At 66.1% G+C, this 14,932-nt stretch carries 13 protein-coding genes; 3 read left to right on the top strand and 10 right to left on the bottom strand.

Features of this window, described 5'->3' with window-relative positions:
- The 8 genes from mdlC to QX051_RS05265 all read right to left on the bottom strand — a co-directional run bounded on the left by mdlC (position 1) and on the right by QX051_RS05265 (position 9,236).
- On the bottom strand, positions 1-1,647 hold the full coding sequence (gene mdlC, locus QX051_RS05300; RefSeq protein WP_409998066.1) for a benzoylformate decarboxylase: 1,647 nt from the start codon (positions 1,645-1,647) through the stop codon (positions 1-3).
- 85 nt (positions 1,648-1,732) lie between these two features.
- The gene (locus QX051_RS05295) at positions 1,733-2,581 is read right to left on the bottom strand and encodes a MaoC family dehydratase N-terminal domain-containing protein (protein WP_315775364.1); all 849 of its coding nucleotides are present in this window, start codon (positions 2,579-2,581) and stop codon (positions 1,733-1,735) included.
- A 2-nt stretch (positions 2,582-2,583) separates the two neighbouring features.
- The gene (locus tag QX051_RS05290; RefSeq protein WP_315775363.1) at positions 2,584-3,696 is read right to left on the bottom strand and encodes a CaiB/BaiF CoA-transferase family protein; all 1,113 of its coding nucleotides are present in this window, start codon (positions 3,694-3,696) and stop codon (positions 2,584-2,586) included.
- A gap of 9 nt (positions 3,697-3,705) precedes the next feature.
- A complete protein-coding gene (locus QX051_RS05285) occupies positions 3,706-4,872 on the bottom strand; it encodes an acyl-CoA dehydrogenase family protein (RefSeq protein WP_315775362.1) in 1,167 nt (388 codons plus the stop codon).
- 162 nt (positions 4,873-5,034) lie between these two features.
- Entirely contained in the window at positions 5,035-5,616 is a 582-nt protein-coding gene (locus QX051_RS05280) for a thiamine pyrophosphate-dependent enzyme (RefSeq protein ID WP_315775361.1), read from the bottom strand.
- Entirely contained in the window at positions 5,616-6,155 is a 540-nt protein-coding gene (locus QX051_RS05275) for a thiamine pyrophosphate-binding protein (RefSeq protein ID WP_315775360.1), read from the bottom strand. Before QX051_RS05275 ends, QX051_RS05280 begins: the two co-directional genes overlap by 1 nt.
- Positions 6,156-6,447: 292 nt before the next feature.
- Positions 6,448-7,719, bottom strand: coding sequence for a cytochrome P450 (locus tag QX051_RS05270; RefSeq protein ID WP_315775359.1), 1,272 nt, complete (start codon positions 7,717-7,719; stop codon positions 6,448-6,450).
- 212 nt (positions 7,720-7,931) lie between these two features.
- The gene (locus QX051_RS05265; RefSeq protein WP_315775358.1) at positions 7,932-9,236 is read right to left on the bottom strand and encodes a cytochrome P450; all 1,305 of its coding nucleotides are present in this window, start codon (positions 9,234-9,236) and stop codon (positions 7,932-7,934) included.
- A gap of 218 nt (positions 9,237-9,454) precedes the next feature.
- Between QX051_RS05265 and QX051_RS05260 the strand changes: the two genes are divergently transcribed.
- From QX051_RS05260 to QX051_RS05250, 3 genes are all read left to right on the top strand, one after another.
- Positions 9,455-10,627: an isovaleryl-CoA dehydrogenase gene (locus QX051_RS05260; RefSeq protein WP_315734243.1), complete on the top strand. Its 1,173-nt coding sequence runs from the start codon at positions 9,455-9,457 to the stop codon at positions 10,625-10,627.
- Between the two features lie 208 nt (positions 10,628-10,835).
- The gene (locus QX051_RS05255) at positions 10,836-11,969 is read left to right on the top strand and encodes a DUF898 family protein (protein ID WP_315775837.1); all 1,134 of its coding nucleotides are present in this window, start codon (positions 10,836-10,838) and stop codon (positions 11,967-11,969) included.
- Positions 11,944-13,089: a M48 family metallopeptidase gene (locus QX051_RS05250; protein ID WP_315775357.1), complete on the top strand. Its 1,146-nt coding sequence runs from the start codon at positions 11,944-11,946 to the stop codon at positions 13,087-13,089. The genes QX051_RS05255 and QX051_RS05250 overlap by 26 nt, the downstream gene beginning before the upstream one ends.
- 212 nt (positions 13,090-13,301) lie before the next feature.
- On the opposite strand, the gene QX051_RS05245 is transcribed toward QX051_RS05250, so the two are convergent.
- The gene (locus tag QX051_RS05245; protein WP_315775836.1) at positions 13,302-14,042 is read right to left on the bottom strand and encodes a DUF2927 domain-containing protein; all 741 of its coding nucleotides are present in this window, start codon (positions 14,040-14,042) and stop codon (positions 13,302-13,304) included.
- Positions 14,043-14,165: 123 nt separating this feature from the next.
- On the bottom strand, positions 14,166-14,738 hold the full coding sequence (locus QX051_RS05240) for a L,D-transpeptidase (RefSeq protein WP_315775356.1): 573 nt from the start codon (positions 14,736-14,738) through the stop codon (positions 14,166-14,168).
- Positions 14,739-14,932 lie beyond the last annotated feature (194 nt).

Below are 14,932 nucleotides of genomic sequence, written 5' to 3'. Positions count from 1 at the left end.
TCAGCCCTTCCGGGCGTAGAGCAGCGGGACCGCGGCGTCGACCATCACCTCGACGAGGCTCGTGCCGGCATGTGCGAGGGCTCGCGTCAGCGCACTGGCGAGCTCGGCGGCATTGCTCACGCGCACTGCATCGCAGCCCATGCCTTCCGCGAGCTTGACGAAATCGAGGCCGGGCAGCTCGAGCCCGGGCACGTTGCGCACCTGCATGACCTGGCTGAACGAGCGCATCGCGCCATAGCCGGAATTGTTGATGACGACGACCGTCAGCGGCAGCCTGCGCTGCGTGGCGGTCCACAGCGCCTGCAGCGAATACATCGCCGAGCCGTCGCCGATCAGGCACACCGTGCGGCCCGCGGTGCGCCCCAGCGCCAAGCCGACCGCCGCCGGCAGGCTGTAGCCGAGCCCGCCGCTCGCCATCGTGTAGAACGAATCCGCGCCGGGCATCGGCATGTACTTGTGCATCACCGGCCGATGCGAGGGGATCTCCTCGACCACGGCGCTGCCCGCCGGAAGCGCCTGCGCCAGCGCATGCAGGAGATAGTCGACCGGGATCGGATCGGCCGGCTTCGGCGCGGCCGGCAGCACGCGGCCCTTCGGCGCCGCGCGCCTGGTCTCCGGCAGCAACTCCAGCAACACCTCCAGCGCCGGCCGCATGGTGGCAATGATGCTGGTGCCGATCGGCGGCACGGCGGCGCCTTCGGCATCGTCGGTGATCTGATAGAGCGTGGTGACGCCGTCGAAGATCGCGGCATGGCCCTCGACATGGAAGGTGAACACCGGGGCGCCGAACACGACGACGAGGTCGTGCGGCTTCAGGGCGTCGGACAATTGTCCGGGTGAGGCGTGCAGAAAGCCCTGGAATTGCGGATGGCGCTCTGGGAACGCGCAGCGCGCCGAGAACGGGCTGACCCAGACCGCGGCCTTGGCCTTCTCGGCGACCTCGACCATCAGTTCGACGCAGCCGGCGCGGTCGATGCCGGGGCCGACCACGAGCGCGGGATTCTTCGCGGCGGCAAGTGCGCTCACCAGTTCGTCCATGGCGGCGCGATCGGGGCCGAGCTCGCGGCTCACCTTGCGGGCGGTGATCGGCTGCGCCGGATGCATCCAGTCGTCGATCGGGATCGAGACGAAGGTCGGCCCGCACGGCGGCTGCATCGCGGTGTAGTAGGCGCGGGCGATCGCGCCCGGCACGTCCTCGGGCCGCGCCGGCTCGACGCTGTATTTGACGTAAGGGCGCGGGAATTCGGACGGGCGTTCGGCATAGAGAAAGGCCTGCAGCGGCAGGATCGCGCGCGCCTGCTGGCCGGCGGTGATCACCAGCGGCGTCTGGTTGCGATGCGCGGTGTAGATGTTGCCGAGCGCGTTGCCGACGCCGGCCGCCGAATGCAGATTGACGAAGCCGGCATTGCGCGTCGCCTGGGCATAGCCGTCGGCCATGCCGACCACGCTGGCCTCCTGCAGGCCGAGCACGTAGTCGATGTCGTCGGGCCAGTCGCTCAGGAACGGCAGCTCGGTCGAGCCGGGATTGCCGAAGACTTTTTTGATGCCGAACGCGCGCAGCAGTTCGAACGTGGCCTGCTTGACGGTGACCGGTTTGGTTGTTGTTCTTGTGGTTTTTGGCACGGCGTTTCCTCGAATGACCGTCATTGCGAGGAGCGAAGCGACGAAGCAACCCAGAGTCGCGGGTGGAACTCTGGATTGCGTCGCTTCGCTCGCATTGACGAGACCGACTTCACCAATTCGCGGTGCCCTTCATCGTCGGCTGGCGCTCGGCGTTGGCGGTCCACAGCTCCAGGCCGCCATCCTTGTCATTCGCATTCACCGAGAACGCGCTGCCCTCGAACAAAGGCTGCACGCCGCGATAGGCGAACTTGGCCGGCGGCTTGCCCTTGAGCCTAGCGGCGAACTCGACCAGCAGCGCGGCCTGCAGCGGGCCGTGGAAGATCAGTCCGGGATAGCCCTCGACCCTGGTGACGTAGTCGCGGTCGTAATGGATGCGATGGCCGTTGAAGGTCAGGGCGGAATAGCGAAACAGCAGCACGGCATCGGAGACACGCGTCTCGCTGTGCTGCGCGACCGGTGGAGGCGGCGGCGCTTTTGCCGGCGCAGCCTGCGCCCCGCCCATGTCGCGATAGACGATGTCCTGGCGCTCGCGGATCGCGACGCCGCGCGGCGTGGTCACGACGTGCTCGACGGCGACGAAGCAGAGCTGGCCGGTCGAACCGCTCTTCAGGGTGACGTCTGAGATCGTCGAGACGCGGGTGGCGACATCGCCGACGCGCAAGGGATCGATGAACTGCACCTCGCCGCCCGCCCACATGCGGCGCGGCAAGGGTACCGGCGGCAGGAAGCCGCCGCGGGTGGGATGGCCGTCGGGGCCGAGCTGATCGTGCGGAAACACCGGCTGGCCCAGGCACCAATGCACCGTGTAGGGCGCGATGTCGCCGGTTGTCGGCTCGCCGATGTCCTGGAACAGCGTCGCGCGCAGGCCCTTGGTGAGCTGCGCGGTGACGATGTCGGTCGCCTCGGCGCTGCGGCCGACCCATTGCCGGAGATGGTCGAGATCGAGCGTGTCCGTCATGATCATCCCTTGCGCTGATGGGGCGAAGCGGCCTCGCCGATCGCGGGCACGGCGCCGTAATGCCTGTCCTCGCCGACCACGATCGCCGCCGGCGCGGGATAGCTGACGACGCCGTTCGGCGTGTCCACCTCGATGCGCCGCAGATGCGGATGGACCGAGAGATCCGCCATGCTATTGACCTCGGCGAAGGCGATGTCGGCCGCGGCGAGCTTGGCCAGCAGCGCGTCGCGCGACAATGCCGCGAAGCGCTCGGCGACGATGCCGTCGGTCAGCGCACGATTGCGCACGCGTTCGACCATGTTGGCGAAGCGCGGGTCGTCGGGCAGGGCCGGCTGGTCCAGCACCTTGGCGCACAGCGTCTTCCACTCGCGCTCGCTCTGGATCGAGATCAGGATGTCCTTGCCGTCTTTCGAGGTGAACACGCCATAGGGCGCGATCGAGGGATGGGCGAGGCCGATGCGCTTCGGCGCGTTGCCGGCTTCCGCGTTGAGCAGCGGCACGGTGAGCCAGTCGGCCATCACGTCGAACATCGAGATCCTGATATCGGCGCCCTCATTGGTGCGGCCGCGCCTGATCAGCGCCTCGAGGATCGCGGCATGTGCCGTCGCGCCGGTGGCGACATCGACGATCGACATGCCGACGCGCGACGGACCGTCGGGGCCGCCGGTGATCGAGGCCAGTCCGCTCTCCGCCTGGATCAGCAGGTCATAGGCCTTGCGGTCGGCATAGGGACCGGAGTCGCCGTAGCCGGTGATGGTGCAGCAGATCAGCTTCGGATAGTCCTGGCGCAGCCGCTCGCGCGCAAAGCCCATTCTGTCCATCGAGCCGGGCTTGAGGTTCTGCAAGAGAACGTCGGCGCCGGCGATCAGCTTCTCCAGCTCGGCGCGACCTTCCGGTTTTGAAAGGTCGACGACGACGGAGTCCTTGCCGCGGTTGAGCCAGACGAAGTAGCTGCTCTGGCCCTTGGCGGCCGCGTCATAGCCTCGGGCGAAATCGCCCTCGGGCCGTTCGATCTTGATGACATGGGCGCCGGCATCGGCGAGGCGCGACGAGCAGAACGGCGCGGCCACCGCCTGCTCGACGGCGACGACAATGATCCCTTCAAGCGGCAGCATGGCAGGACCTCAATACGACCTGGGCATGCCGAGCACGTGCTCGGCGACGTAGGACAGGATGAGGTTGGTCGAGATCGGCGCCACCTGATACAGCCGCGTCTCGCGGAATTTGCGCTCCACGTCGTATTCCTCGGCGAAGCCGAAGCCGCCATGGGTCTGGATGCAGGCATTGGCCGCCTCGAACGACGCGTCGGCGGCGAGCATCTTGGCCATGTTGGCCTCGGCGCCGCAGTCGAGCCCGGCCTCGTATTTGCGGGTCGCTTCCTTGACCATCAGCTCGGCGGCCCGCATCGACGCATAGGCCTTGGCGATCGGGAACTGGATGCCTTGATTCTGGCCGATCGGCCGGCCGAACACGACGCGCTCCTTGGCATAGGTCGTCGCCTTGGCAATGAACCATTTGGCATCGCCGACGCATTCGGCCGCGATCAGAATGCGCTCGGCATTCATGCCGGAGAGGATGTAGCGGAAGCCCTTGCCTTCCTCGCCGATCAGGTTCTCCGCCGGCACGCGCATGTCGGTGAAGAAGACTTCCGTCGTGGCGTGGTTCATCATCGTCCGGATGGGGCGGATGCTAAGCCCGGCCTTCTTCGCCTCGCGCATGTCGACGATGAAGACGGAGAGACCGTCGGTGCGCTTCTGCGCCTGGTCCTTCGGCGTGGTGCGCGCCAAGAGGATCATCAGGTCGGAATATTCGGCGCGGCTGGTCCAGATCTTCTGGCCGTTGACGACGTAGCTGTCGCCGTCGCGCCTGGCGAAGGTCTTCAGCGACGAGGTGTCGGTGCCCGAGGTCGGCTCGGTCACGCCGAACGCCTGCAGCCGCAATTCGCCGCTTGCGACTTTTGGCAGCCACTTGGCCTTCTGCTCGGCATTGCCATGACGCAGCACCGTGCCCATCGTGTACATCTGGGCATGACAGCCGCCGCCATTGCAGCCGGCGCGCTGGATCTCTTCGAGGATCGCTGCCGCAGCCGACAGCTTCAGGCCGGCGCCGCCATATTCCTCGGGGATCAGCACGGAGAGATAGCCGGCCTGCGTCAGCGCATCCACGAAGGCAGACGGATAGGCCATCTCGCGATCGAGCTTGCGCCAATATTCACCGGGGAACTGGGCGCAGAGCTTTGCCACCGCGTCGCGGATGTCGGCATAGTCGTCGTGCGGATGGTGTTCGGTCATGCGCTGCTCCGCGGACCGCTGTCGCGCGGCCCCGCGGTCTCCCTATGCTTGTTCGTCATAGCCTATGACGAAGCATGCCAGCCTTGGCAAGCAGGGAATGACCACGCCGCCCGCGTCCGGCCCCGCCACAGCGGCATGGCGCGCCCGCGCCGCGATCGCGTTCTAGCTGACGGGAAATCCGAGATGGCCGCGAAAGCGGTTCTTCAGGAAAACGCCGTCGCGCGGCGGCAACACGCGGTCGACATGATCGGTCGAGATCGTCACGCGGGCGAAATGCGGACCCTGCCGATCGCGCAGCTTCGGCCGGAAGGCGTCGAGTGCGGCACGCGTTTCGATCGTGCTCACCGAGGGAAAGCCGGCGCCCGCGGCAATCAGCTCCAGCTTCGCGCCGAGCCCGGAATGACTCATCTGCATCCCGGTCTCGCCGAAATGGGCGTTGTCGAGCACGACGATCGAGAGGTTCTTCGGCTGCTTCGCCGCCGAGGTCGCGAGGCTGCCGAGCCCCATCAGTTGCTCGCCATCGCCGGTGATCACGACGACCGGCCGCGACGGCTGCGCCAGCGCAAGGCCAAGGCCGATCATGACGGCGCCGCCCATTGCGCCCCAGAGATAGAAGTTCGCCGGATGATCGCCGGCGGCGAACACGTCGTAGGAAGACGAGCCGAGACCGCCGACGACCAGCAGGTCGCCGCGGTCAGCGAGCAGGGCCGTCACCGCGGCGCGACGATCGAGCGGTGCGCTCATCACTTGCTCTCCGTCCATTTCTTGGCGCCGATCATGCGCTGGGAGATCAGCACCGCGATCGGCTGGTCGCTGTCGAACGCGAGCCTCGCTGCAGCGGCCGCCATCTCGCCGGCGTCTTCGGGACGTTCCAGCCGGAACACCGTGACTCCCATGATCTCGAAGGCCGCCTGCGTCGCCTTGCCCATCGGCACCTGCCACGGATTGAACTCGGCCCACTCGCCGCGCATCGTCACGAAGGAGAGGAACGGGAAGCGGCAGCTCTGAAGCAGCGACAGCATGTTGACGCAATTGCCGACGCCGCTCGACTGCATCAGCAGCACTGCGCGCTGCCCGCCGAGCCAGGCGCCGGCGGAGAGCGCGACACCTTCCTCCTCGGTGGTCAGGACCGTGGTGGCGACCGCGGGATCGTCATGGGCGAGGCCGATCAGGCGGGAATGGCCGGCATCGGGGACGTAGCAGAGCTGCCGGACGTCAGCCGCCTTCAGCGCCTCGTAGATGGCGAGCGGCCAGTCGGTGGTGGGCGTGTCGGAAGCGGCCATGGCGTCCTGAAATTATGGCGTCCTGAGGTTCATGAGCACCGATGGTGCAGCGGATGATTTAGCCAGAAACGACCGTCGAAGCCCATTGAATCTCGTTCAACCCGCCATGCCGGATTCTCATAGGCAGCCTAGGGCCTCGTGGTTCGGCTGGGGAGGCCTCATGGTTCGAGACGCCGCTGCGCGGCTCCCCACCCTCATGGTGAGGAGCGCCGCTCGCGGCGCGTCTCGAACCATGAGGCCCCATGTGGCCGACCACGCGATCGTCATGTGGAGTGGCGGGAGTAACAGGAACTCACCCCGGGATCCGCACCGGCAGCGATTCATAGCCGCGGACGAAGCTGGAATAGACCCGCTTCGGCTCGCCCACGACCTCGATGCGGTCGAAGCGCTTGAGGATCTCCTGCCAGACGATGCGCAGCTGCAGCTCGGCGAGCCGCATGCCGACGCAGCGATGGATGCCGAAGCCGAATGATAAATGGATGCGCGGCCGCTTGCGGTCGATGATGAAGGCGTCCGGATTCTCGATCACCTCCCCGTCGCGGTTGCCCGAGACGTACCACATCACGACGCGGTCGCCCTTCTTGATCGTCTTCCCGCCGAGCTCGGTATCGACCAGCGCGGTGCGGCGCATGTGGGCGAGCGGCGTCTGCCAGCGGATCACCTCAGGCACCATGGTCTCGATCAGCGCCGGATTGTCGCGCAGCTTCTGATACTCGGCCGGGTTCTCGTTCAGCGCCAGCACCGAGGCCGTCATGGTGTTGCGCGTGGTGTCGTTGCCGCCGACGATGAGCAGGATCAGGTTGCCCATCAGATTGTCCGGCGTCATGTGCCGCGTCGCCTCGCTGTGCGCCATCATCGAGATTAGGTCGCGGCCAGGCTCGGCCTGGCGCGCCTTCCACATCCGGCCGAAGGTCTCGGCGCATTCGCCGAGCTCGCGGCGGCGCTCCTCCTCCGACGAGACGATGCCGCTTTTGGGCAGCGCGGTCGAGACGTCGGACCAGCGCGTCAGCTTGCGGCGTTCCTCGAACGGGAAATCGAACAGGGTCGCCAGCATCTGCGTGGTCAGCTCGATCGAGACCTTCTCGACCCAGTTGAAGGTCTCGTTGCGCGGCAGCGAATCCAACACCTTGGCCGAGCGCTCGCGGATCAGCACCGCCATCTGGTCGAGATGGTCGGGCGTGAACATCGGCGACACCGTCTTGCGCTGCTCGCCATGAACAGGCTCGTCCATCGCGATGAAGCTGGGCCACTCATAGCCCGGCGGCACGTCGCGGATCATGATCCCGCCATTGCTGACGTCCGAGGAGAAGATCGCGTGGTTGGTGTCGACATGCATGATGTCGTGATAGCGCGTCACCGACCAATAGGGCTCGATTGGCGCCTTGGTGCAGTAGTGCACCGGCGCCTCCTTGCGCAGCCGCTCGAACCACGGCCAGATCGTGTCGTTCTGGAACAGCCGTGGTGCGCCAGGATGGAAGTCCTCGATCGGGGTGGAATAGGCCTCGAGGCGCGCGTCGCGCAGCAGATCGGCCTTATCGGAGCGAAGCGCGGCCTGGGCGGTCATGGGGGTCGTCCTTTGCTAAACAGTCGCTCGACAATCGAGACAAGTCATAAGTCTGCTCGCCTGTCGTCGCGAACAGGACGCGTAGGGTAGGCAAAGCGAAGCGTGCCCACCGCGTTTCGCGCCAATCGAAAGATGGTGGGCCCAGCGTTCGCGCGATGCGCGACCGCCTTTGCCTACCCTACGGGACCGTTCGTGTCGGACCCGATTCGTCTTCAATACAACTTAGCCGCAATCCGCACCGGCAATGTCTCATATCCCTTCACGAAGCTCGAATAGACCCGCTTTGGCTCGTCCATCACGTCGATATGATCGAATCGCTTCAGGATTTCCTCCCAGATGATCTTGAGTTGCAGTTCGGCCAATCGCAAGCCGACGCAGCGGTGGATGCCGAAGCCGAACGACAGATGCTGACGCGGTCTGATACGGTCGATGATGAAGTCGTAGGGGCGTTCGATGGCGGCCTCGTCGCGGTTGCCCGAGACATACCACATCACGACCTTGTCGCCTTTCTTGATCTGCTTGCCACGGAACTCGATGTCGAAAAGCGCGGTGCGGCGCATGTGGGCGAGCGGGGTCTGCCAGCGGATGACCTCGGGGACGAAGCTGTCGATCAGCGCGGGGTTATCCTTGAGCTTGCGGTACTGATCCGGGTTCCGGCTGAGCGCATAGATGCTGCCGGACATGGTGTTGCGCGTGGTGTCGTTGCCGCCGACAATCAGGAGCACGAGATTGCCGAGGAAGTTCTTCGGATCCATGTTCCGCGTCGCCTCGCTGTGGGCCATCATCGACAGCAGGTCGCTCTTCGGCGGCTGGTTGACGCGCTCCTGCCAGAGCCGCGCGAAATAGCGCGCGCAGTCCATCAGCTCGGCCTGCCTTTCATCCTCGGTCGCGACCAGCCCGTCCGGACCCGGGATGGTGGTCGCGATATCCGACCAGCGCGTCAGCTTGCGGCGGTCCTCCCAGGGGAAGTCGAACAGCACCGCCAGCATCTGCGTGGTCAGCTCGATCGAGACACGATCGACCCAGTCGAACACCTCGCCAACAGGCAGATTGTCCAGGCATTCGGCGGAGCGCTTGCGGATGTTGATCGCGAGCTCGTCGAGATGTGTCGGCGTGAACATCGGCGCCACGGTCTTGCGCTGCGCGGCATGGCGCGGCGGATCCATCGCGATGAAGCTCTCGCGGCGCAGGTCGGGGTCGACGTCGCGAATGGTGATGCCGCCGAGCGCGGACGCCGAGGAGAACACCGCGTGGTTGGTCTCGATCTCCATGATGTCGTCGTAGCGGGTGATCGACCAGTAGGGGCCGAACATCGACTCCTTGCAGTAGTGCACCGGATCCTCGCGACGCAGCCGGTCGAAATAGGGCCAGTGCGTGTCGGTACGGAACAACTCCGGATGACCGGGGTCGAATTCGGCGAGCGGCAACGATGCGGCGCGACTGGCGGCCGCGTCGTTGACGCGGTCGCCTGCTGCGGCGTGTCGCTGTGCCTCGGCCGTCGTGGTGGTCCCGTGCATGGACGTCTCCCTGATGGCCGGATTCTAGCTGTCCGGCGATGTCGGGCGCGATTACATCCTGCCCGGGAGCGCGGGGCAAGTGCGGAGTGCGGCCGCCGGGCCGGTCTTGCGTCGCAACGCTGGTATTTGTCCGGACGTCGGGCGTGACAAGCGTCACGTCACGGAATATGGCTTTGAGCGATTGTTGCAAAGCAGAAGACTAGCAGGAGGGCGCCCCCATGATCGCCAACGCGCAGCGCATGTTCAATTTCGATCTCGGCGAGACCGCGGACGCGATCCGCGAGACGGTGGCGAGCTTTTCGCAGGAGCAGATCGCGCCGCGCGCCGCCGAGATCGACCGCTCCAACCAGTTTCCGCGCGATCTCTGGCCCCGGATCGGCGAGCTCGGCCTGCACGGCATCACCGTCGAGGAGGAGTATGGCGGCGCCGGCCTCGGCTATCTCGAGCACTGCATCGCCATGGAGGAGATTTCGCGCGCCTCGGCCTCGGTCGGCCTGTCCTACGGCGCCCACTCCAATCTCTGCGTCAATCAGATCCGCCGCAACGGCAACGAGGCGCAGAAGCGCAAATATCTGCCGAAGCTGATCTCGGGCGAGCATGTCGGGTCGCTGGCGATGTCCGAGCCGCAGGCCGGCTCCGACGTGGTGTCGATGAAGACGCGCGCCGACAAAAAGGGTGATCGCTTCGTCCTCAACGGCAACAAGATGTGGATCACCAACGGTCCGATCGCGGAAACGCTGGTGGTCTACGCCAAGACCGATCCGCAGGGCGGCCCGCGCGGCATCACTGCCTTCATCATCGAGAAGGGGATGAAGGGCTTCTCGACCGCGCAGAAGCTCGACAAGCTCGGCATGCGCGGCTCGGACACCTGCGAGCTGGTGTTCGAGGATTGCGAGGTGCCGGAGGAGAACGTGTTGGGGCAGGTCGGCCGCGGCGTCAACGTGCTGATGAGTGGCCTCGACTACGAGCGCGCGGTGCTCGCCGCAGGTCCGCTCGGCATCATGCAGGCCTGCATGGACGCTGTGCTGCCTTACGTGCATGAGCGCAAGCAGTTCGGCCAGCCGATCGGCACCTTCCAGCTCGTGCAGGGCAAGGTCGCCGACATGTACACGACGATGAACGCCGCGCGCGCCTATGTCTATGCGGTGGCCAAGGCCTGCGATCGCGGCGAGACCACGCGCGAGGACGCGGCGGGCGCGATTCTGTTCGCCGCCGAAAAGGCGACGCAATGTGCGCTCGATGCGATCCAGCTGCTCGGCGGCAACGGCTACATCAACGACTATGCGACCGGGCGGCTGCTGCGCGACGCCAAGCTCTACGAGATCGGCGCCGGCACCAGCGAGATCCGGCGCATGCTGATCGGGCGGGAATTGTTCGACAAGACGTCTTGAGGTGCCGACCAAGCGGTTGGCGCATGCGGGACATGCGTTCGCCAACCGGCCGGATGCAGATATTTTAGTCATCCTCGTCGAGGCCGGTGTTTTTTTCCGGCCGACTTGCGTAGAAAATACGTCGAACCTCGGAGTCGTCCCGGCGACGAACAATCGAGGTATATTGTAGATCTTTTGCGTGTGTCGGAGGCCCTGAGCCGTGAACCAGATGAGTTACGTTCCGGAGCAGCTGCCGCCGCTTCCGCCTCTCACCGCCACCTTCTCAGGTGCGCGTGGCGAGTTCTTCCGGCTGGTCAGCCGCGGGGCGGCCATCGAACTGATCACACTGGGCTTCTACCGGTTCTGGCTCGCGACCGACATCCGCCGGCATCTCTGGGTCAACACGGCTGTCGACGGTGATGCCGCAGAATATACCGGGCGCGGCAAGGAGCTCCTGATCGGCTTCCTGTTCGCGATGGCGATCCTGGTCCCGATCTATCTCGCCTATTTCCTCATCGGCGTCGAGGCCGAGCGCTACCAGGGCTTCGCCAGCGTGCCGCTGGTGATCGCCTTCTACGCCTTCGGCCAGTTCGCCATCTTCCGCGCGCGCCGCTACCGGCTGACGCGCACGGTCTGGCGCGGCATCCGGTTCTGGATGACGGGTTCGGGCTGGGCCTATGCCGGGCGCGCCATGTTGTGGACCTTGTTGACGGTGGTCACGCTGGGGCTGGCCTGGCCGTGGCGCGCCGCCGCGCTCGAGCGCTACAAGATGCGACATTCGCACTATGGCGATCTCAGCGGCGACTTCGAGGGACGCGGCTGGGAGTTCTTCAAGCGCGCCTGGTATCTGTGGGTCATCGCGCCGTTTGCGCTGCTGCTGTTTCCGTTGTTTCCGTTCGTCTATGCGCAGTTCAAAGCGATCGAGTGGCGCTGGTGGCTGTCGGGCATTCGCTTCGGCGGCGTGCGTCTGGAATCGGACCTGCCCGGCAATGCGTTCTATGGTCTCTATTGGAAGGTGATCGGCTGGTGGTTTCTGCTGTCGATCGCCTCCAGCGCCTATTTCGGCGGTGTCGCCGCGCTGATGCTCAGATTGCTGGGGCCGGGGAGTGACGGCCGGCCTCAGGCGCAGGCGCTGTCCGACAACGTGCCGATGCTGGTGCTGGTCGGATTGGGCTACATCGCCTGGATCCTGGCGCTCAACGTCGTGATGCGGCTCTATCTGGTGCGCGACATGTGGGCGACCGTGCTGCAGTCGGTTCAAGTGCATGGCATCGAGGCCATGGCCAATGTCGCCGCCAGGGGCGATCTGGCCAGCGCGCTCGGCGAAGGATTTGCCGATGGACTCGACGTCGCCGGATTCTGATCCCGGGCAGGTGGCCGCTGCTGCGCCGGCCGCCGCCACGCCGGTCGAGCCGGCCGCTCCGCTCGGCGGCCCTGGGGTCTATTTCGACGGCCTGTCCAACCGGCGGCAGACGGTCACGATCGGCTTCGCCAATCAGCTCGTGATGCGCAGCGCCGACAATTTCGTCTCCTGGCCCTATGCCGACATCCGCCGCGTCGATGGGCCGAGCGGCACGCTGCGCGTGAGCTGCCTGTCGGCGTCGCCGCTGGCACGGCTGGAGATCCGCGACGCGGCGTTGTCGGCCGAGCTGATCGCGCGCTGCAGCCACATCGACCAGAACAGGATGACCCGCGGCGCCATCGCGCGCATCGTCGGCTGGTCGCTGGCCGCTGTCGCCTCGATCGTCGCCGTCGTGCTGGTGGTGATTCCGTTCGCATCCGATCGGCTGACGCCTCTGGTGCCACCGACCATGGAGCGGCATCTCGGCGAGGCCGCCGTGGTGCAGATCCAGACCGTGTTCGGCGACAAGCTTTGCAGCGAGGCGGCCGGGCAGGCCGCGTTCGCCAAGCTGGTCACGGCGCTGAGCCGCCCCGCCGGCCTCGACGACAGCATCGCGTCGCAGGTGCTGGACACGCCGATCCCCAACGCCTTCGCGTTGCCGGGCGGGCAATTCTTCCTGTTCAGGGGGCTGCTCGACAAGGCCAATGACCCCGACGAGGTCGCCGGCGTGCTGGCGCATGAGCTCGGCCACCTCAAGCACCGCGACAACCTGCGGCAGCTGATCCACAATGGCGGCAGCTCATTCCTGATCGGCCTGCTGTTCGGCGACGTCACCGGCGCGGGCGCGGCGATCTTCGCCTCGCGGGCCATGATCAATGCGTCCTATTCGCGCGAGGCGGAGGCGGCGGCGGACGGTTTCGCGATCGACGTGATGCACAAGCTCGGACGGCCGACGCGCCCGATGGGCGAATTGCTGTTTCGCATCACCGGCAAGGAGGACGGCAAGCGCCCGTCGCTGTGGGCCAGCCATCCGCTCAGCGAGGACCGTCTCGCCCGCATGCGCGCCGAGGACCGGCCGCCGAGCGGCCCGCCGCTGCTGAGCCCGGAGGAGTGGCGGGCGCTGAAGGGGATTTGCAAGTAGCCGCCGGCGATCCGGCGCCTCACGCACGGCTGGTCGGGACGATCGACCCTCTCTCATCCGTCATTGCGAGCGCAGCGAAGCAATCCAGAGGTCCGCGGCGGCAAGATTCTGGATTGCTTCGCTGCGCTCGCAATGACGGGGTGAGAATGGTGCGCGTCAGCTTCGATGCGGGGTGAGCGACGGTACTGCTGGTGAGATGGCAGCGCCGACACCTATTCCGCCAGATTGTTCGTCTTCCTCACCCAGGCGCGGACATCCGTCAGCACGTCCGGCAGCACGGCCTTGACCTCGGCGAGCGTCATGCCGGCCTTGACGCGCGGATCGTACAGCAGATTGAGGATGTACTGGTCGTAGACGTCGAAATAGCCCATCGAGACGTTGTCGTTGAACATGGTCCAGGGCACGCTCGAAGTGTCGTTGATCGGCCCGAGCGACTGCAGGAGCTCCTCATAGGCGCAGTCGAGAAAGACGAAATCGCCGTTGTCGACGGTGAGGATGACGTCGGAATGCTCGATCTCGAACGCCTCGTTCTTGCGGAAGCCGGACAGGCATTGCGGATCCAGCGAGGTCTTGATCTCGCGCGCGCGCTCGCTGCCATAGGACTGGCTGATGGTGTGGTAGAGATCGCGGTCGCGCACCAGCTTGACGCGGACATTGGCTTCGCCGTCGGCGTCGGTCATCGCAATGTCGAGGTTGCGGATGCGCGCGGCGATGTCGCTGACGACCTTGGCGAGCTGCGCCTTGCGATCGGCGCGGCGGCCATCGGCGAACACCCGCACCGGTGCGCTGTACTTCCGGATGCGGTCGACCCGGCCCGCCAGGTGATACTCGGCGCCGAACGCGGTCTTGAAGAAGCCGTCGGTGATCTCGGCGTCGGTGAAGCTCTTCTTCTCGATGCGCTGGCGGGCGGCGATCGCCGGAATTTCGGTGGTCGACGCCGGCAGCGGGACCATCACGGTCACAAGCGCAGCCAGCGCGGCCGCCGCCGCGCTCCGCAGGGAGCGCCAGGAGCACGGATGCTCGTGGCGAGGATGCGCGCTGTGACATTGCCTCATCGTCGTGGTCGAGTGCGGCTCTCAGTTCTTGACGATCACGGTCGTGCCGACTGAGACGCGGTCGTAGAGGTCGGCGACGTCGTCATTGGTCATGCGGAAGCAGCCCGACGATACCGCCTGGCCGATCGTCTCGGGCTCGTTCGAGCCGTGGATTCGGTACAGCGTTGAACCGAGATACATTGCGCGCGCGCCGAGCGGGTTCTCGATGCCGCCGGCCATGTGGCGCGGCAGGTCGGGCCGGCGCCGCAGCATCTGCGACGGCGGGGTCCAGGCCGGCCATTCCTTCTTGGCGGTGATGCGGTGCACGCCGCTCCAGCGGAACCCGTCACGGCCGACGCCGATGCCGTAGCGCAGCGCCTGGCCGCCCGGCAGGACCAGATAGAGCCGGCGCTCACTGGTGCTCACGACGATGGTGCCTGGCGCATACTGGCTCTGGAACATCACGGTCTGGCGCGGAATCGGGCTGACACCGCTCTGATAGAAGTTCGGCCCGCCGCCGAAGAGGTCCCTGGTGTCGAACATTTCCGCCCGCGCCATCCCGGCGCTTGCCACCGACGCGACCGCAGCAATTCCCAAAGCCAAACAGCGCTTCATTTCCGTCCCCTGGCAAACATCAAATTCCGTTCGCAGACAGGCCATAAACGGTTGCACTACGCAACCCACGGCGGCGTGAGGCCGGTATGTGGCGACGGTCCGTGACCCAAATCCCACGGACAATCGCGCGCGTCCTGGACCAACATCCTGTTAGCCAAGCCCGCGCATGAGCACCGTGGCGATGGCAGCAATGC

Origin of the sequence: Bradyrhizobium sp. SZCCHNR1053 (genome assembly GCF_032381235.1) — a bacterium.
In the GTDB taxonomy this organism is placed as follows: Bacteria; Pseudomonadota; Alphaproteobacteria; order Rhizobiales; family Xanthobacteraceae; genus Bradyrhizobium.
Note: the sequence above shows the minus strand (reverse complement) of the source record. Positions and strands in the feature narration are given on the sequence as shown.